This is a genomic window from Dysgonomonas termitidis (assembly GCF_054657735.1).
The window spans coordinates 551,657-569,960 of sequence record NZ_BAAHYD010000003.1 but is presented as its reverse complement, the minus strand read 5'-3'; the positions used below and the strand labels follow the sequence as shown (position 1 = coordinate 569,960).

17 protein-coding genes and 1 pseudogene are annotated in these 18,304 nt (G+C 33.5%); 12 read left to right on the top strand and 6 right to left on the bottom strand.

What is annotated here, in order from left to right; translation table 11 throughout:
* Position 1 precedes the first annotated feature (1 nt).
* The 6 genes from ACYQ3L_RS23595 to ACYQ3L_RS23570 all read right to left on the bottom strand — a co-directional run bounded on the left by ACYQ3L_RS23595 (position 2) and on the right by ACYQ3L_RS23570 (position 4,925).
* Positions 2 to 2,326: an outer membrane beta-barrel protein gene (locus tag ACYQ3L_RS23595; protein WP_379998729.1), complete on the bottom strand. Its 2,325-nt coding sequence runs from the start codon at positions 2,324 to 2,326 to the stop codon at positions 2 to 4.
* 11 nt (positions 2,327 to 2,337) lie between these two features.
* Complete coding sequence (locus ACYQ3L_RS23590; RefSeq protein WP_379998727.1) at positions 2,338 to 3,720, bottom strand: radical SAM protein; 1,383 nt, start codon at positions 3,718 to 3,720, stop codon at positions 2,338 to 2,340.
* A gap of 189 nt (positions 3,721 to 3,909) precedes the next feature.
* Positions 3,910 to 4,074 (bottom strand): hypothetical protein, encoded by a 165-nt coding sequence (locus ACYQ3L_RS23585; RefSeq protein ID WP_379998725.1) that lies wholly within the window; start codon positions 4,072 to 4,074, stop codon positions 3,910 to 3,912.
* Positions 4,075 to 4,092: 18 nt separating this feature from the next.
* Complete coding sequence (locus ACYQ3L_RS23580; protein ID WP_379998723.1) at positions 4,093 to 4,251, bottom strand: hypothetical protein; 159 nt, start codon at positions 4,249 to 4,251, stop codon at positions 4,093 to 4,095.
* Positions 4,252 to 4,269: 18 nt separating this feature from the next.
* Positions 4,270 to 4,431, bottom strand: coding sequence for a hypothetical protein (locus tag ACYQ3L_RS23575; protein WP_379998722.1), 162 nt, complete (start codon positions 4,429 to 4,431; stop codon positions 4,270 to 4,272).
* A gap of 371 nt (positions 4,432 to 4,802) precedes the next feature.
* A complete protein-coding gene (locus tag ACYQ3L_RS23570) occupies positions 4,803 to 4,925 on the bottom strand; it encodes a hypothetical protein (protein WP_379998718.1) in 123 nt (40 codons plus the stop codon).
* Between the two features lie 144 nt (positions 4,926 to 5,069).
* Between ACYQ3L_RS23570 and ACYQ3L_RS23565 the strand changes: the two genes are divergently transcribed.
* From ACYQ3L_RS23565 to ACYQ3L_RS23510, 12 genes and pseudogenes are all read left to right on the top strand, one after another.
* Complete coding sequence (locus ACYQ3L_RS23565; RefSeq protein ID WP_379998716.1) at positions 5,070 to 6,392, top strand: sensor histidine kinase; 1,323 nt, start codon at positions 5,070 to 5,072, stop codon at positions 6,390 to 6,392.
* Positions 6,364 to 7,053 carry a response regulator transcription factor gene (locus ACYQ3L_RS23560; RefSeq protein WP_379998715.1) on the top strand — a complete coding sequence of 230 codons (690 nt, stop codon included), beginning with the start codon at positions 6,364 to 6,366 and terminating at the stop codon, positions 7,051 to 7,053. Before ACYQ3L_RS23565 ends, ACYQ3L_RS23560 begins: the two co-directional genes overlap by 29 nt.
* Positions 7,054 to 7,383: 330 nt before the next feature.
* Positions 7,384 to 9,585 (top strand): peptidase domain-containing ABC transporter, encoded by a 2,202-nt coding sequence (locus ACYQ3L_RS23555; protein WP_379998714.1) that lies wholly within the window; start codon positions 7,384 to 7,386, stop codon positions 9,583 to 9,585.
* Positions 9,586 to 10,137 carry an HlyD family secretion protein gene (locus ACYQ3L_RS23550; RefSeq protein WP_379998713.1) on the top strand — a complete coding sequence of 184 codons (552 nt, stop codon included), beginning with the start codon at positions 9,586 to 9,588 and terminating at the stop codon, positions 10,135 to 10,137.
* A gap of 9 nt (positions 10,138 to 10,146) precedes the next feature.
* Positions 10,147 to 10,890 (top strand): HlyD family secretion protein, encoded by a 744-nt coding sequence (locus ACYQ3L_RS23545; protein ID WP_379998711.1) that lies wholly within the window; start codon positions 10,147 to 10,149, stop codon positions 10,888 to 10,890.
* Positions 10,891 to 11,251: 361 nt separating this feature from the next.
* Positions 11,252 to 11,747, top strand: a pseudogene (locus tag ACYQ3L_RS23540) (hypothetical protein); the annotation flags it as partial.
* Positions 11,748 to 11,861: 114 nt separating this feature from the next.
* Positions 11,862 to 13,265, top strand: a complete 1,404-nt coding sequence (locus ACYQ3L_RS23535) for a site-specific integrase (protein ID WP_379998709.1) — start codon at positions 11,862 to 11,864, stop codon at positions 13,263 to 13,265.
* 32 nt (positions 13,266 to 13,297) lie between these two features.
* Positions 13,298 to 14,764, top strand: a complete 1,467-nt coding sequence (locus ACYQ3L_RS23530; protein ID WP_379998707.1) for an RNA-binding domain-containing protein — start codon at positions 13,298 to 13,300, stop codon at positions 14,762 to 14,764.
* Between the two features lie 10 nt (positions 14,765 to 14,774).
* Positions 14,775 to 15,506, top strand: a complete 732-nt coding sequence (locus ACYQ3L_RS23525) for a magnesium transporter (RefSeq protein ID WP_379998705.1) — start codon at positions 14,775 to 14,777, stop codon at positions 15,504 to 15,506.
* A gap of 139 nt (positions 15,507 to 15,645) precedes the next feature.
* Positions 15,646 to 15,951 carry a helix-turn-helix transcriptional regulator gene (locus ACYQ3L_RS23520; protein ID WP_379998703.1) on the top strand — a complete coding sequence of 102 codons (306 nt, stop codon included), beginning with the start codon at positions 15,646 to 15,648 and terminating at the stop codon, positions 15,949 to 15,951.
* Positions 15,941 to 17,131 carry a primase-helicase family protein gene (locus ACYQ3L_RS23515; RefSeq protein WP_379998701.1) on the top strand — a complete coding sequence of 397 codons (1,191 nt, stop codon included), beginning with the start codon at positions 15,941 to 15,943 and terminating at the stop codon, positions 17,129 to 17,131. Before ACYQ3L_RS23520 ends, ACYQ3L_RS23515 begins: the two co-directional genes overlap by 11 nt.
* 201 nt (positions 17,132 to 17,332) lie before the next feature.
* Positions 17,333 to 18,274 carry a toprim domain-containing protein gene (locus ACYQ3L_RS23510; protein ID WP_379998699.1) on the top strand — a complete coding sequence of 314 codons (942 nt, stop codon included), beginning with the start codon at positions 17,333 to 17,335 and terminating at the stop codon, positions 18,272 to 18,274.
* The last annotated feature ends 30 nt before the right edge of the window (positions 18,275 to 18,304 follow it).

The following is an 18,304-nucleotide window of genomic DNA, read 5'->3' as shown; positions in this document are numbered from 1 at the left end:
CCTAGAATCGATTAATATCATCTTTAGCTGCGTTTGAGCCTCTGTATTTCTTCTTATAATTATTGAATAAGTAAGTTATGGTAAGTTGTCCATATCTGGTTTCCCTCTTTTTATATTGATCAAAATAAACGTTATTAACTTTCATTACATTTCCTTCTTTTACCCAATTGAAAACATCACGGATTTCCAGGTTTAACTTCAGCCGATTTTCAAAAAATGATTTCCTTAAACCCAAGTCTATTTTTTCATAGTGCCTCATATCCATCAAATAATAACTAAAGTTACTTTGATAGGAGAAATTAAGAGACAATATAAAATTATAAGGTAAAGTGAAGTCATTATATGCTCTAAAAGATAAATCTGTTTTATTATACGTTTCACTTCTATCTAAATAATCGACTGAAAAAAAGGGAGCTCTTATACCTATCGTGTAATTAGGATACCATCTTCCAATTTCATGACTAAAATTGGAAATGATATTAAGTTCCTGATATTTGGGGAAATTATCGACAGCCAGTATAATCGATTCTGAATTATCTTCTTCCTTTTGAGTAAATGTAATTGGATTTTTCTCATAAGTATATCCAACATTGATATAAAACATTTTATAATTAGCTTGTATATTCATATCAAATATATCCACCTTCTTCAAATAAGGGTTTCCAGTCTGTAATAAAAAGCGATTCAAATATATGGTATTACCATTTAAATCAGAAAAATTAGGACGTTGCACACGTTTTGTGGTCCTCAAACTCAGTTGAACATCTTCTATATTCTTTGCAATGGAGAAACTAGGATATAAAGCATTATATATCTGGTTTGTTTTTGTGGTTTTTATGCTATCCTGTGTTGCTTTTATATGAGTATATTCATAACGCAAGCCTGCAGTGAGCCCAAAACCACCAATTTCCTTTGAGTAATTTATAAAAGCAGCCGCTTTTTGTTCATTTGTAGTATATATATTATTTTTTGTATAACCTTCTGGATTTAACATAAAACCTGATCCAGAAATATTATTATATTCTCCTCCAAATTCTAATAGCCCAATAGTCGATTTATAATTATTCGTCATCTTCATCGCATAAAGATCATAATCGGATTGGCTGAGTGTATTTACTATTCTATTTTCCATATTAGAGACTTCCTCTGTATTCTGATCTCTTCTTCCATGATTTTTGATATAATCAAGGTCTATTTGTAACGAGAATCTATTATTATAAGAACCCTTATAAAAAGCATTAACGATATGCTTGTATGGCTTTTCTTTGATAAATGAGTTTGCAATATATTCATCATAGAAACTACTATTTAGAACCGACTTTCCTTTAATATCAGCCCAATTTCTAGATGATTGAAAATAATACTGATATTGTCCTCCAACAGCATGTTTGTCATTAATATTCCAATCCAATCCTAAATTTATTTGCTGAATATCATTTGTATATTTATAAGGCGATTCTAAATCATGTTCCCATAGATTATCGGAAGTAACACGAATATACTCTTTCTCATTTGTTTTCATCTTGCCATAAAGATGATAATATGATGCAAAAAGATTTAAATTGCTTGTAGAATATGCAATATTAACATTCTCATTATCCCCTAAATAAGCTGCTTGTCTCAATCTTTCTGTTATCTGAAATGAAAATCCGTTCTGCTTTTTTTTAGTTTTGATAATTAATACAGCACGTCCCGATGCATCATATTTTGCTCCAGGGTTAGTAAGCAGTTCAATAGTAGAAATTTCAGATGATTCAATTCTTTCCAACTCTTGATTATCATTTAACCGCCTGTTATTTACGTATATTATGGGATTACCTTTTCCTAATACCGAAATGTTGTTGTCTGTCACAATAATGCCAGGCATCCTTTGTATGACATCATTAGCTGTGCCAACACTATTTAGGAGAGAGGTGCTGACATTAGCGATTAGTCCACTATTGCCTGTGAGTTTAAATGGCACCTCTTTGGGTGTAACAACAATTTCATTCAACATTTTAGCAGACGGAGCCAGCATAATATCTTCAAGATTGTTTATGTCGGAACGTAAAATGATATTTTTAAAATAGCTGTTGTATCCAATAAATGATATTTTTAAAATATATTCTTTTTGCTCCAACTTGTCAATTTTGAAATAGCCTTCTTCATCAGTAATTGTTCCTGAAACAAATGTTGAATCTTTTGGCGATAGAATGACAATATTTGCAAACTCGATAGGCGTGTGCTCTATTGAGTCTATTATCTTACCTGACAATATGAAATTTGCATGAAGATTTGCTGTATTGGCAAAAAGAGAAGCAAAAAGAGTAAATAAGAAGTATTTCATATCTATTTAGTTTATTGTAATTGATATATTCTATCTGCAAGACAATTTTTAGGCTTCGCTAAAAAGTTTTTTTCTTTTTCATATCCTTTTAGCCGGCAGAATTTTAATGTGCATTTTTGTTTTAAAGAGCATCCTCCACATTTTTCTAGATTCTGTAATTTTATTTTTCCTCTGTAGTTTGCCCATTTTTCATAATCAACCCAGCAGTCTATGATTGATTTCTCTTTTATATCCCCAATAGCCAATTCTTCATGACCAAATCCATATACACATGGATATAAAATACCATTTGCACTGATTGCTATTCGACGAGTTCCTGCTGAACAATATATATAATCTGTTGATAAATTAGTTATTGAGCCTGGTTCGGATAGGTTAACAAAAGAAAGTTTTATTTTTTCTCCAAACTCTAAGTTTAAGTTTTCAATATTCTCTTTTATTTGCTTATACTCTTTGGCTGACAGTAATAATCTGTTATTAAGTTCAGCACGTCCCATTGCGTCAATAGCACTAAAAGTAATAGACTTGATATTCATTTTTACTGCGTATATTACCATATCCCGAATATGTTGATAATTCTCTTTATGAACAGTATATGAGATATTTATTTTTGCATCATGATTTAGTAATTTCTTTATTGCATTTTCAGTCCTAGAAAAAGTACCTTTTCCTCTCAAAGAATCATGCAGGTTCGCATTATGTCCATCTAAAGAGATATTTAAGAAAATATTTGGACTAGATAATAATTGGATGTTTTTTTCACTAATTAAAGTTCCATTAGTCAATATATTGTAACATAGTTTCTTTTTGATAATCTCTTCCATCAATTCATTAAAATATTTGTAGTATAAAGGTTCGCCACCTGAAATTGTAATTTGAAACATTTTCATTTGTTCAAATTGATCAAAAATATCAAGCCATTTTTCTAAACTCAAATGTGAGAACTTATTACTTTTTGCATCAGATTCTTGGAAACAATGTAAACATCTTAAATTACATTTATGTGTTAAATGGATTTCAGCATCAAATGGAGTAGATGCTACTGGAGCAGATAAACCATGTGTATCAATATTATATTTTTGATATTTTTCTTGGTAAGGAATAGTTGATGGAATTAATAAATTGATAGGGTTATTTTTCTTATATATATCAAAGAAATGTTTCCAGTCAAAATTAATATCTTTCTGCCTGAACATCTCTGTTATTTGATTGAAAGACAGTGAATTTGTCGACATTATCTTTAAAAAAGCAAAAAGGGGTTGATTTAAATATAATATTTGACCAGTGTTTATGTTCAATGCCGAATATTTATTCATATATTCAGAATCATCCCTCAATACCCATTCTTTTCCTAATGTGTATTTGTAATCTTTATTAGTGAATATTTGGTTCATATTAATTTCCTAATTAAATTGTTAAAATTAGGAGGCTTCCTTATTAACCTCCTAATTTGTAAAAAAGTTAAATTAATCTGTTTTACAACTACTTAAATTTTATCAGATCGATGTAGTACAGAATCCTAAAAGGAACTAATTTTATGGTTCAGTTACTTATCCTTCTCGTTTTTTATTGTTATACTTATGTTAAGTAGGATTGCAACAAGCTGAAATTCCATCTGTGTCACGGGATACAGAATCTTGAACAATAGCTGTTTTACCTCCTTTTAATGCATCAGCTTCTATTTCCCCAATGATATCGTTTTCAAGATTTACCTGTTCCTCTTCTTTTTTTAACTTTTCTGGTTTCATAATTAATATTTTTATGTATTACAAATTGCAACAAACATTGAGTCCGGCAATACCAGGAGCAACTGAATCTTGAGCTAAGTCAGCTTTACCTCCTTTTAATGCATCAGCCTCCGATTCATCAATGATATCGTTTTCAAGATTTACCTGTTCTTCTTTTTTTAATTCTTCTGGTTTCATAGCTAATATTTTTATGTATTAAAAATTGCAACAAACATTGAGTCCTGCAGTACCAGGAGCAACTGACTCTTGAGCTAAGTCAGCTTTACCTCCTTTTAATGCATCAGCCTCTGCTTCCTCAATGATATCGTTCTCTAGATTTACATGTTCTTCTTCTTTTTTTAATTCTTCTGGTTTCATAGTTTTAATTTTTTAATTAAAAGTGCCTACTCTCTCTAAGTTTTTCGGCTTCCACTTACTTATAATTGATCAATATAATTTTATAGATTAATGTCTGTACCCTTTGAGAAAAAATGAAAAGTTGTCATCGTTAGAAATGTAATTATTATCCGAAATTCTTTTTTTCTCCGATACATTTTTAGTCCGACCTCCTTTTATTAGTCCAAGATCTGTTTCCTCTAATAAATCGAAATCATCCATTGTTAAATCTGCTAGTCTCATAACTTTTTATTTTAGTTTATAATTTCTTGTAATGCAAATATCTGTTCATTTTCCTTTGAAGCAGGTTATTGAAATATCATCTTTATGTTATATAATTGTTAACACGATCTTTAATTGTCGACCCAGACATACTCTCCGTTTTCGAGTTTTACCCATTGTCCACCACCTTTAACTCTGGATAACATATTTTTACTTAATTCGTATTTTCTGAAATTTTCGAATTTTTTTTTCATATTGTAATAATTTAAGTTGATAATTAATTCTGATAACAAAGTAAGGCAGATAAAACGAAACAATATGTTATCAAAAAATTATATAATGTTATATGAATGTTATTTAAATATTGTTATATTTGTTTACTGTATAATCTCGTGAAAATGAAGAATAATCTTATAAAAATAGTTACCTGTATCGGCCTTGTATTAATATTTGCCCTACAAGGGATTTGGCTCTATAATACATATTCTTTCTATGAAAAAGAGTTGGAAGATAAACTCGAAAAAGAATTCGTCCAATCAATTGAAAAAGAAGTATACCTTCGATTAAATAATTCATCTCGCATACCGAGTGGTAGAACTGTAACAGGAGCAAAACCTGAGAATAGTTCTTATACAAATGCTATAATCTTTAGTGAATTCTTATCTTCAGAGGGATATCCTTTTTCTATATCTAAATTAGATAGCATCTGGAAAGAAACGTTAAAAAAGAATCTTGACCAGATTAATTATTCTATAGTAAAGATTGGAGCAGATGGTGAAATTATAGAAAAAATAGAGACTGGTTTCCAACAGGAATTATCGTCAGGGATTCGGATTCAGAAACCGATCAAAACCGATCGATCGGAAATGATTCAAACAACAGTAAAATCACCTAATCGAATGATATTCAGCAGAATGTTATTATTACTTATAACCTCATTTATAATAGCAATCTTTATTGGCTATTGCCTTTTCTTTCAAATCCGAATAATTACCCGACAGGATCGCATTGCTGAAATCAGACAAGATTTTACACATGCAATGATCCATGACATGAAAAATCCTATAACAACAATATTAATGGGAGTAAATACTCTAAAAGGAGGTAAATTGGATAACAAACCACAATTAAAAGATCAGTATTACAGTATTCTAACTGCAGAAGGAGAGCATCTCTTATCTCTCACAAACAAAATATTGACTATTGCTAAATTTGAAGAAAAAAAGGTAAACTTATCCAAACAACATATTGATATAAAATCAATATTCGACAAATTAATAGAGAAATATAAATTAAATTCAGAAAAGAATATCCAGTTCATTACAGAATATAATAATATAAATACTATCTACGCAGATAGAGAATATATGTATGAAGCATTTAGCAATTTGATTGATAATGCGATCAAGTATTCTAAAAATGAAGTTGTAATAACTATTGTTTGTTTAAAAAATGCATCCAACACAATAATAAAAATAAAAGATAATGGAATAGGTATTTCGTTGAGAGATCAAAAGCGTATATTTGATAAGTTTGAACGTGTAATTTCTCTGAAAAAGGAGAATCACAAAAGTGGATTTGGATTGGGGTTAAATCATGTTTATCAGGTTGTTACGGCACATGATGGAGAAATAAAAATTAATAGTTTATTGGATCTATACAGTGAATTTACTATAATAATACCAAATAAAAATGATAAAACTATTATTAATAGAAGATGATATAAATTTAGCCTATATTATAAAAAGCAGCCTTGAGGAAATCATTGGTGGTTATGAAGTGATAACATCCGTAAATGGTGATGAGGGTTTACAAATATTAGCAGACTATACTCCCGATGTAATTGTATCAGATATTGATATGCCAATTTTAAATGGAATAGATATGGTAAAACACATTCGGAAATCTAACACAGATATACCAATTATTTTTGCTACAGGAAAGAGTTCGTCTACAGACGTTAAAATCGGATATGAAGCCGGAGTAAATAATTATATAAAAAAGCCTTTTTTACCAGATGAATTAGATGCTCATATTAAAGCATTGATGCAGCTAAAATATAATCAGGTAATAAAACATAAAGAAAAGATATATAAAATCGGAAAATATCTATTTGACCCTACGCTCTATCACTTAGACTATAATTCAAAAAAGCAAAACCTTACTTCCAGAGAATCCCAAATATTGAATTTATTATGTGATAAAAAAGGAGAAGTTGTTCTTCGAGAAGATATACTAATCAAATTTTGGGGTACAAATGACTATTTTACATCTAGAAGTCTAGATGTATTTATCAGCAAAATGAGACGTTATTTATCAGAAGATGCCTCAATTTCTATAAAAAACATTAAGGGGGTGGGACTTATTCTAGCATGTGAGTAGCATACAGTATTAGCTCTTTGGATTTTACTCTTAATTCGGAGCTTATCTGTGGATTCACTAAAGAATCAAAATAAAGGAGTTTAGCAAGAAGATTTATTCTGAGACGCAAATCTTCACCCCAGAATTCTCTTTTCAGAAAGTTTAATATAGTCTCACTTTCATTCGAGTAAAAATAATGGAACTCTTTACCAAAAGTTAATATATAAATTGTTTTATAAAATTCTTTTTCCTCGGTTTTTGAAATCATATAAGTCCTTTTTATAGATTCAAAATTATTTAGAATTTTTATAAAAATACATTCTTTAACGTTATCATATTGTTATCATTTCTATGCACAAAAACATCTTCCCTCTTTTTATTCAGCACGATTTAGTTGATTGTGGCCCTACTTGTTTAAGAATGGTGGCAGCGTATTATGGGCGAACTTATTCATTGGAGGATTTAAAGGAGAAATCACGTATAACGCGGGAAGGTGTATCACTTTTAGGCATCAGTGAAGCTGCAGAAAACATAGGCTTTCGTACAATGGGTATAATGATTCCTTTTGATAATTTAAAAGACGCAACATTACCCTGTATCATTCACTGGAATCAATCACACTTTGTTGTTGTATATAAAATAAAGAGAAAAAGAGGTATTGATTATATATATATTGCAGATCCTTCAGGAGGAAAATTTAAATATACGAAAGACGAATTCTGCCATTGTTGGATTAGCTCAGTTAATGAAGGAGAAAAAGTTGGTGTATCTTTACTTTTGGAGCCTACCCCCGACTTTTATGAGCAGAAAACTAATAAGGCTGAGCGCGTAGGACTCAGATTCCTTTTTGCTTATTTAAAACCTTATAAGAAGTTCATATCTCAATTATTTTTAGGTCTGCTCTTTGGAAGTATTATTCAACTAATAATTCCTTTTCTTACACAATCTATTGTTGATTTTGGTATCAACACTCAAAATCTTAGTTTTATCTATCTGGTACTTATAGCCCAGCTCGTATTAATTCTTAGTAGCACATCAGTAGAATTTATACGGGGATGGATACTTTTACATTTGGGAACACGAATCAATATTGCCTTGATTTCAGATTATCTTATTAAACTCATGCGTTTACCTATGGAATATTTTGATACGAAAATGGTCGGAGATATTCTGCAGCGTATAAATGACCATGATCGCATACAAAATTATCTGACAAATTCGACTTTAAACATTTTATTCTCATTTTTCAATATTATCATTTTCAGTATTGTACTATTGCTATACAGCGTGAAAATATTTATTATCTTTTTTATTGGCAGTATCCTGTATTTCTGCTGGGTATGGATATTTATGAAACGAAGAGAAGAGCTTGACCGCAAAAATTTCGCGCAACAATCGGCTAATCAAAGCAATATAGTGCAACTTATAACAGGCATGCAAGAAATTAAGCTTAATGCTTGTGAACGACAGAAGCGTTGGGAGTGGGAACGTATACAAGCAAAACTATTTCGTATCCGTATAAAAGGTCTTGCGTTAGGACAGTACCAAAATTCTGGTGCTATATTGATTAATCAGGTAAAGAATCTTATTATAACGGCTTTAGTTGCTCAATTAGTAGTGCAAGGAGATATGACTTTGGGAATGATGTCGGCTGTACAGTATATTATAGGACAACTAAATGGCCCTATTGATCAAATGATAAATTTTTTCCGACAAACACAGGATGCAAAACTTAGCATAGAGCGTTTAAGCGAAATACATGAAAAAGAAGAAGAGGAGAGTATGGATGAGATACAAATACAGAATATCCCATCAAATAAAGATCTGAATATAAGGAGAATAAACTTCTCTTATGATAAAACATCAATTGGTAAAACCGTTATAAAAGATATTGAATTCCTAATTCCCTATGGCAAACAAACGGCCATAGTTGGAACTAGCGGTAGCGGTAAAACAACTTTGTTAAAACTTCTGCTGAGATTCTACTCTTTGGATAAAGGTGATATCCTTTTAGGTGAAAACAACCTAAATAGTTACAGTATCCGCGAATGGCGTAAAAAATGCGGAGTAGTTATGCAAGATGGGTTTATATTTTCTGATACAATTGCGAAAAACATAGCGCCTGAGGTAGAAAATATCGATAAGGAACGCTTAATGAATGCTGTTATAACCGCAAATATTCGTGAATTTATAGAGTCACTCCCCCTTTCGTACAATACTAAAATTGGAAGTGAAGGGCATGGATTAAGTCAAGGTCAGAAACAACGGATTCTTATAGCTAGGGCCGTATATAAAGATCCGGAATTCGTATTCTTTGATGAAGCAACAAATGCTTTAGACGCAAATAATGAACGTACCATCATGGAAAATCTTTGGGATTTTTTTAAAGGACGTACCTCTATCATTGTCGCCCATCGGTTAAGTACTGTACGCCACGCTGATCAGATTGTAGTGCTGGAAAAAGGCGAAATCGTGGAAATAGGAACACACGAAGAGTTAACAAATAATAAAGGCGCTTATTACAGCCTCGTAAAAAACCAACTGGAACTATAGATGAAATTGAAAGAATCGGATAAAATAGAATTACGCAGTGATGAGGTCAAGGAAATCCTGACCCGTCCGCCACATGCTCTTATAAGGTATGGTATATCGGTTATCTGCGGAGTGATTCTAGTATTGTTTATCGGTTGTTTTTTCTTTAAATATCCTGATATTGTAACTGGAGAGATTGTTATAACGACACAGAACCCTCCAGTATGGCTTGTTGCAAAATCCAGCGGACGAATTAAGGATTTATTATGCAGAGAAAAACAACACGTAAACCAATATGATCTTCTGGCTGTAATAGACAATGCAGCACAAACAAATGATGTAAATAAACTGGGTAATTTGCTAAATCAAGTGGTTATATCCGATTCCGTATTCTATATCCCAACAGAACTTTATACATGCTCATATGAACTCGGCGATTTACAATCGACGTTTTCATTATTTACAAGAGCTGCTGTAAACTATGATAACTTTCATTCCGTCAATCTCACAAGCCAAGAGAAACTGGCTCTTCAAAAACAAATATCAGAAAAGAAGAACTATTTCATTGCTTAAAAAAAACAATTGAAATTAAAAGAAAATGAATTGACATTAGCACGATCAGCTTACAAAAGGGAAGAAAGTTTATATAACAGAGGTGTAATCTCCAAAGCTGAGCTGGAAACAGCTGAACAAACCTATTTAAACCTGCAACAATCCTTTCATCAGCTCCAGACATCAATTATACATGAGAATGTAGAATCTGTACAGATGAATGAATCCGTTAAAAAACTATCTCTGCAACACCTTCAGGACAAGAATCAATATTATTCAGAATTAAGATCGGCATACAGAGAATTAGTTACCGCCATTGAAGCATGGAAGCAAACATATTTGTTAATATCTCCAATAAATGGAACTGTAACATTTAATACTTTCTGGCAAAAAGACCAGTTTGTAGAATCGGGGGATAAGGTCTTTGCCGTTATATCCGAACAGCCAGGAGAAATCATAGGGAAAACGGCTATCGCATCTTTTGGATATGGAAAAGTTAAAGTAGGTCAGGTTACAAACATCAAATTGAATGGATATCCCTATATGGAGTATGGAATACTTAAAGCTAAAATAAGGAATATATCCCTTGTTCCAACAGAAGATAAATATACTGTGGAAGTAGAATTAACTAAAGGATTAATGACGACGTCAGGAAAAATACTCAATTTTACAGGTGAACTATCGGGGCAAGCTGAGATTATTACCGATGACCGTAGCCTTGGTGAACGACTACTTTCCCCTTTAAAATATCTGCGAGAAGAAAAAATAAAATAATTTATAGAAGTTTGGAGAGAGTGTAATCCTCAAAATAGGAGTATAGTATAACGTATAACTAAAAGACGCAAGATGCATGCAATCAAATTTAAATAAACTCTAATTTTTGATCCATGAACAAACTAGCTTATATCAAATACTCTCAAAAGGAAGCCAATCGTAAGATCTGGAATTATTTGATGGATAAATATGAACTGTTAAAAAAGAAATGCATTCTATTAACATACTTATGGTTTCCAATAGCTTGCATTACATTTGGCTTTGTTGCTGTGTTCAGTTGGATTAGCAGCCTTATCTTGTTCCGAAAAAAAGTTCACTTTACGCCCCATTATCTCAGGGTATGTATTGAAATGGCAAATATGAACCAAGAAGAAGCAAATTAGAGGATATGTATATAGATGAAAAGTAAAACAGGATGATTACGATAGGATGAAGGAAAGGTATAAAAAGAAATTGCAGTCATTCAAGAAAAAAAGACAATAGAAGAAAACCTAAACCGTTCTAATATCGAACCAAAATTGAAGTACTCTATTGGCCTGATAGACAATATGGATTACTATATAAAAGAAGGTAAGGTTGAAATGAAATGCAAGCTATTAAGTTCAATGTTCCCCGAAAAAGTCGCATTTGATGGAAATTCATATCGAACCAATTCTTATAATATGGTACTTGATTTAATTTATCAGCAAACCAATGAATTACGAGGTATAAAAACAAAAAGCGGAGAGAGTTTTTCAACTTTCTCCGCCTCAGTACCCAGAGCCGGTTTTGGTAAGTTCAAAACCATCCAAATCAATAAAATTGGAAACAACGTATATTTGTTTGATACACAATATGTAATGGTTGATTTTGATTGAGTATGTTTGGATGCGATTTTAGTACTTTTTGAAAAATGCGGACAAATTGCGGACACGGAAACTTGCTAATTTTCTTATTTATTGTACCTTTGCGAATATAGAAATTTTTCACTTATGGCACAGACCAATTTTTATTTAGGAAAAGCAGTCAATACCGCGGGAGAGTCAGAGATAAGTTTGCGGTTGTATGTTTCTCGTGATATTCGTATCCGGGTGGGCTCTGGCATTTGGGTTGATAGAAAACGCTGGGGGAAGAAAAATGATATTAATATTCCGCTGATACAGGGAGAAGAAAGAGAACTATTGCTAGAAAAGCGTTCTAAACTCAAAGCTCTGACCGAACACCTTGAAAATCTCATAAATACAAGTGAAGATAAAAACACGATAGACAGACCTTTCATTGAAAAAGAAATAAAGAAGTTTTATAAACCTACTCGAAAATCTGTTGCTCCCAAAGAAGAATTCTTCTTTGATGTGATGGAGAAATACCTTTCTATTCATAAATTGTCAGTCCCACGTCAAAAAAATTTCAAAGTAATAATGCGATGTCTGCACCGCTTTGAGTTATTCAAGAAAAAAGAGGGGCATAGAGGATTTAAGCTGTCTTTTGCCAACTTATCTTTAGATTTACTACAACAGATCGAAGATTTTCTAGGAAATGAGAGGGAGGCTTTTCTCAAATATCCAGCCATATATGAAGAATTTCCGTATTCAAGCAAAATAGCAGTTAAAACTCCGAAGAGAAAACGCCCACCTACATTAGACGAAGATGGCAACGTAGTTCCCAAAGGCATTCCGAAACCTCGTGGACAAAACTCCGTTGCTGATATGATGCTCCGTTTTCGTAGCTTTATTATTTGGGCAAACGATAATGAGTACACCACAAATAATCCATTCAAACATTTTACCATTGGCGAGATTGTCTATGGTACTCCCATCTATATAAGCAATGACGAGCGAAACAAACTATTAGACGCTGATTTGTCCGATAATGCAGAGCTGGAAACCCAACGTGATATTTTTGTTTTTCAATGTCTGATTGGTTGCAGGGTTAGCGACCTATACAAAATGACCTATAAAAGCATTATTGACAATGCGATTGAATATATTCCGAGAAAAACAAAAGAGGAACGAGCAATAACCGTTCGAGTTCCGTTGAGTGATACGGCAAAACAGCTCATTGAGAAATATAAAGATTACGAGAGAGAAACCATTTTTCCATATAATACAGAACAAGATTATAACCGAAAGATAAAAGAAGCATTCAAAAGAGCCGGATTGGATCGTATGGTTACAGTTCTCGACCAACAAACCAGAGAAGAAGTTCAGAGACCTCTTTATGCAGTTGCTTCTTCACATATGGCAAGGCGTAGTTTTATTGGAAATATCTATAAAAAAGTAAAAGATCCGAATTTGGTTGGTGCATTGAGCGGACATAAAGAGGGGAGTAAAGCATTTGCCCGGTACAGAACCATTGATGACGAGATGAAGAAAGAATTAATCGGTATGTTAGAATAAAAACGTACTTTTGTATTAAATATCAGATTTTTATGATTTCAAAAGACGAAATAAAAGAATTACTGGAAGATATAGAGAACGAACGTGTCGAGCGAACAATCTCAACAAAAGATACAGATAAGTTTGCAAAAGCTATATGTGCCTATGCTAATGATCTTCCCAATAAGAAATTGCCGGGCTATCTAATGGTAGGAGCACATGACAATGGCACTCTTTGCGGATTGAAAGTTACAGATGAATTGTTGCGTAGTCTTGCCGGTCTTCGTTCTGATGGAAATATACAGCCCAAACCTGCATTGATGGTAGAAAAAGTTTCTTTTCCAGAAGGAGACCTTGCTGTCGTTGAAGTTCTACCGAGTAAAATTACACCCGTTAAATACAAAGGAACGACTTATGTTCGTATTGGAGCAAGAAAAAGCGAAGCCAATGAAGAAGAAGATAGAATCCTTCGTGAAAAAAGCGAAGTCAAATCTCCCACATACGACACTACTCCTTGCTTACACAGCACCATTGATGACTTGGACTTAGATTTATTTAGGACAGAATATCTTCCTAAAATGGTAAATACTGACACCTTAAAGGCAGATAAACGAGATATTAAACAGCAATTGGCATCATTAACACTTTTCGATATAGCTTCAGACTGTCCAACAGTAGCCGGAATCTTATTAATAGGGAAAGACCCAAAGCGTATTCTCTTTGGATCATATATACAGTATGTTGAATTTGCCGGAAAGAAAATAACATCCAAGGTAATAAACGAAAGACAGTTTTCCGGTAATCTAATTACGATGCTGCGAGAGATAGACTATTTTATCAAATACACTATTCAGAAACAGCGTCCGGTATTTGTTACGGTTTTGCGGGAGGAAATGAAAATCAATTATCCATACGAGGCGATAAGAGAGTTGGCGATGAATCTCATCATGCACCGTAATTATCAAACAAATGCACCTGCAAAGTTTTATGAATATTCCGATAGGATAGAATTGGATAATCCGGGAGGTCTTTATGGTAAAGTGCAACCGGAAAACTTTCCTAATGCAAACGACTATCGTAATCCTGTTATTGCAGAAGCAATGAAAACCCTTGGTTATGTAAATCGCTTCAACCGGGGAATAAACATGGTGCAGGAGATACTCGAAGAAAATAAAAACGGACAAGCCATTTTTGATTTCAAAGACATTTTCACTTTCAAAGTTACTGTTATGAATGCAGACCCAAAACCGGAGGATGGTGCAGATGACATAAAAAACGGTGCAGAAAATAGTGCAGATGGTGCAGAAAATGGTATAGATAGTGGTGCAGAAAATTTGACTCAAAAAGAAGCCGATATTGTTGCTCTTATTAAAGAAGATAATAAGATATCAAGAAAATCCATAGCTGAAAAACTAAATATAGGAACGACAACTGTTTATAGGTATATAGATTCTCTTAAAGCCAAAGGTATTCTTGAACGTGTCGGTGGAGACAGAGGCGGTTACTGGAAAATAAACTAAGCACAAAGTTATGGATTACCGAAAAATCAACAGCCATATAATTTTACTCTCGATAGTTGTTCTTGTCGGAGTAATCATATCCATGATTGGACGAAGAATTATGCTTGAGAAAGGCTTTGATACTGGTACAGCAAATCTAACTTTTATAATTATTCTCGGTATATGCATTGTTTTATATTTGATAATCCTTGCAACTTTAGCTCATAGTATTGTTCCTTGGGTAATGAAAAAATTGCCTAGAAAAAACAAATCCACAAGCATAGTTATTGAAGACATAAATAACGCCCTCAGTGAAAAAGAAGAAATGTTGAGACTTCAATCAATAGACGAGATAAGGCGAAATGCAGATAAACTATTCATTGATAAAGAAATAGCAAAAATAAATTTGTTTATTGAATATTCCCATCTGACGATGGCTCCCTACATAACAAATGACGAACTGCTAAGGCTTGATGAGTATATCAAATACTTTGCACGAAAAGAGAGCTTGCCGGATAATCTAATTCCAATCAAGCCAAGAGAGCTAAAGAACCCTGATATGTTTCACTTTGGATGGAACATGTCTCACTATTTTGAGCATGACAAACAAGAAGTAGTTCCTTGGCTTAAAACAGTATTTTCCGAACTGAATAAATTATCCCCCTCAACAATAAAAGGGAAACTTTACGACTACCAAACACGGAAACACACCATTCCGAACATAGACGATATCCCGAAATATATGTCCGAAAACCGTTCATAATCCTTTTTTTTAGAGATAATGGAGAGATTTTGAGGAGATAACCCAGTGATTTGGGTCTCCGAAAAATCTCTCTTTTTATTTGCCTCGGATTCGATTGAGTCCGAAAGTAATTTATTGTTTAATTCTAAAATTTCCGATTATGAATTATCGTGATTTATTGAATTCCGGGGCGAATGTTAGTGTAACACTCAAACTCGAAGATTTGCGAGAAATCTTCAAAGAGATGGTCAGTAGTATCAAGCCAAAAACGAACGACCAATCTCCAGAAGACTTTCTCAGCAGAAAAGAGGTGCTGAATCTCCTCAAAATTGATTCTTCCACTTTATGGAGTTGGGAGAAGACAGGTTATATCAAGTCTTACCCATTCGGAGGGCGAAAGCGGTACAAACTCGTAGATGTCGAAGCGATACGCACCGGCAGGAAAGGAGTACGTCATGGGAAATAAAGAAAAGTATATCCGAGTCGGCACAACTTTATACAAGATTGTCCGCCGTCCGCTAATCAGTGGCGACTATATTGAGGAGAAGATAATTTGGAGTTATGAAACTCTTCGACAGGATTATGGCAAGAATAACCTGCCGGAGATTGAAAAGTATGATGGTTTTTGCATTATTCCGAATCATATCAACTATATGCAGGTATATGGGACTTATCTAAACCAATATGAACCCGTCAATCACGTTCCTTGCGAGGGAGAGTTTCCATATATTTGCATGTTCCTTGAACATATTTTCGAGGAACAGATAGAACTGGCGTATGATTATATACAGCTACTCTACAAGAAGCCTACTCAAATCCTACCGATCATCTTATTAGTCTCGACTGAACGTAACACCGGAAAAAGCACCTTCCTGAAGTTTCTAAAGATGATATTCTGCAAAAACGCTACGTTTAACACAAACGAAGACTTCAAAAGTCAGTTCAATGCTGATTGGGCGAATAGATTGCTGGTTCTTATTGATGAACTTCTCCTTAACAAAATGGAAGATACTGAAAAGATTAAGAATCTATCAACAGCTGGAGATTATAAAATCGAAGCGAAAGGGAAAGACCGACGAGAGATTGAATTCTTCGCCAAATTCGTTCTATGTTCCAATAATGAACGAAATCCGATTATAATTCCAAAGGAAGAAATCCGTTTTTGGGTTAGGAAAGTCAGTCCGGTCGAGAACTATTTAACCGACTTGAAACAATTAATGGAAAAGGAAATTCCTCATTTTCTGCATTTTCTTCTTCACAGAGAGCTATCCACTCAGAACGAGTCTCGAATGTGGTTCAATCCAGCTTTACTCGAAACGCCTGCTCTGAACAAAATCAAGAAATACAATTCCAGTAAGATTGAAATAGAAATGGCTTCTCACTGTAACGAGATGATGGAGTTGACCGGACAGATAACTTTTCGTTGTTGTACAAAGGATTTATTAAACGCAGTTCAAAATGCCGGACTGAAAGCCGACCTCAATCAAATTCGCAATATACTGAAAGATAACTGGGGTGTCCATTCTGAGAACAACAGTTATTACACCCTCTATTCGCAGAGATTTGATGGAGAATTGGATTCAGTGAGAAAAAAAGGACGTTTCGTAGAAATAGAAAAGTCTTTGGTAGATAAAATTCTGTTGTAATGTTCTTTTTTATCTATAACTAATTAAAAATCAAAAAGAACAACTAAGCAACAACAGCGCAACAAAGATACCACAAAACGAAGATTGTGGAGAACAAAGAGTTTAGAAACTAAGATTTGTTGCGAGCCTGTTGATACCGTAACTCATTTATTATCTGCGAAATATATCCGTTTCGCAACAAATCAACAAAAATTTAAGATTATGACTTTAGAAGATATAAAGAAAATAAGTATCCGGGAATATCTTGGGCAAATAGGGATATGTCCGACGAAAGAGAATGTTCGATATGGTATGTATCACTCTCCCTTCCGGGAAGATAGAGATGCCAGCTTGAAAGTAGATTACAATCAAAATTTGTGGATTGATTACGGAACTGGCGAGGGTGGAAGCATTATCGACCTCGTTATGCGAATCAATAATGCTTCAATGAATGAAGTTATTACTTCATTAAGTCAGTACAACATAACGACAGTACAACAGACGAGCCCTTTTTCTTTTCAACGAAATAATATTCCGGAAACACAAGAACCTACAGTAACGATTCGCAAAATACAGTCATTGTCAAATCCAGCTTTGCTTGATTATCTAAAAGAAAGACGAATTTCGACCGATATTGCAAACCGATATTGCAAAGAAGTTTATTACTCAGTAAATGGTAAGCCATATTTTGCAATAGGTTTTCAGAATGATGCCGGAGGCTGGGAACTTCGGAACAAGTATTTCAAAGGAAGTACTACTCCAAAGAATATTACGACTATAAACAATGGCAATGATGCAGTTATGCTATTCGAGGGTTTTATTGATTTTCTCTCTTATCTCTCACTAAAACAGAACGCTTCGCCAACAATAGATTCGGCAATATTAAATTCATTAGCCAATCTTCCAAAAGCGATTCCTTTTCTTCAAACCCACCAGACAATACACGCTTTTCTTGATAATGATGAAGCAGGCAAGCGGGCTGTTCAATGTTTAAGCCCGGTTTGTAAAGAGGTAATCGACCAGTCTGTTTTCTATCGAAATCATAAAGACCTGAACGATTACTGGCGGGATAAATTTAAGCCCAAAAAAGAGGTCAAAGAGAATAATGCCGTCTCTTCTTTTAAACGGCAGATTCCAACGAAAAGGAAAGGGCACAGGATGTAGAGCTAACCTTTGCGCGAAGTGCATTGCAAG

What these genes read in the sequence shown, in the direction of transcription:
- ACYQ3L_RS23595 (WP_379998729.1), bottom strand. Translation starts at nt 2,326, where the DNA reads ATGAAATACTTCTTATTTACTCTTTTTGCTTCTCTTTTTGCCAATACA.
- ACYQ3L_RS23535 (WP_379998709.1), top strand. Translation starts at nt 11,862, where the DNA reads ATGGCACAGACCAATTTTTATTTAGGAAAAGCAGTCAATACCGCGGGA.
- ACYQ3L_RS23520 (WP_379998703.1), top strand. Translation starts at nt 15,646, where the DNA reads ATGAATTATCGTGATTTATTGAATTCCGGGGCGAATGTTAGTGTAACA.
- ACYQ3L_RS23565 (WP_379998716.1), top strand. Translation starts at nt 5,070, where the DNA reads ATGAAGAATAATCTTATAAAAATAGTTACCTGTATCGGCCTTGTATTA.
- ACYQ3L_RS23555 (WP_379998714.1), top strand. Translation starts at nt 7,384, where the DNA reads ATGCACAAAAACATCTTCCCTCTTTTTATTCAGCACGATTTAGTTGAT.
- ACYQ3L_RS23530 (WP_379998707.1), top strand. Translation starts at nt 13,298, where the DNA reads ATGATTTCAAAAGACGAAATAAAAGAATTACTGGAAGATATAGAGAAC.
- ACYQ3L_RS23585 (WP_379998725.1), bottom strand. Translation starts at nt 4,074, where the DNA reads ATGAAACCAGAAAAGTTAAAAAAAGAAGAGGAACAGGTAAATCTTGAA.
- ACYQ3L_RS23560 (WP_379998715.1), top strand. Translation starts at nt 6,364, where the DNA reads ATGATAAAACTATTATTAATAGAAGATGATATAAATTTAGCCTATATT.
- ACYQ3L_RS23550 (WP_379998713.1), top strand. Translation starts at nt 9,586, where the DNA reads ATGAAATTGAAAGAATCGGATAAAATAGAATTACGCAGTGATGAGGTC.
- ACYQ3L_RS23525 (WP_379998705.1), top strand. Translation starts at nt 14,775, where the DNA reads ATGGATTACCGAAAAATCAACAGCCATATAATTTTACTCTCGATAGTT.
- ACYQ3L_RS23570 (WP_379998718.1), bottom strand. Translation starts at nt 4,925, where the DNA reads ATGAAAAAAAAATTCGAAAATTTCAGAAAATACGAATTAAGTAAAAAT.
- ACYQ3L_RS23575 (WP_379998722.1), bottom strand. Translation starts at nt 4,431, where the DNA reads ATGAAACCAGAAGAATTAAAAAAAGAAGAAGAACATGTAAATCTAGAG.
- ACYQ3L_RS23580 (WP_379998723.1), bottom strand. Translation starts at nt 4,251, where the DNA reads ATGAAACCAGAAGAATTAAAAAAAGAAGAACAGGTAAATCTTGAAAAC.
- ACYQ3L_RS23590 (WP_379998727.1), bottom strand. Translation starts at nt 3,720, where the DNA reads ATGAACCAAATATTCACTAATAAAGATTACAAATACACATTAGGAAAA.
- ACYQ3L_RS23510 (WP_379998699.1), top strand. Translation starts at nt 17,333, where the DNA reads ATGACTTTAGAAGATATAAAGAAAATAAGTATCCGGGAATATCTTGGG.
- ACYQ3L_RS23515 (WP_379998701.1), top strand. Translation starts at nt 15,941, where the DNA reads ATGGGAAATAAAGAAAAGTATATCCGAGTCGGCACAACTTTATACAAG.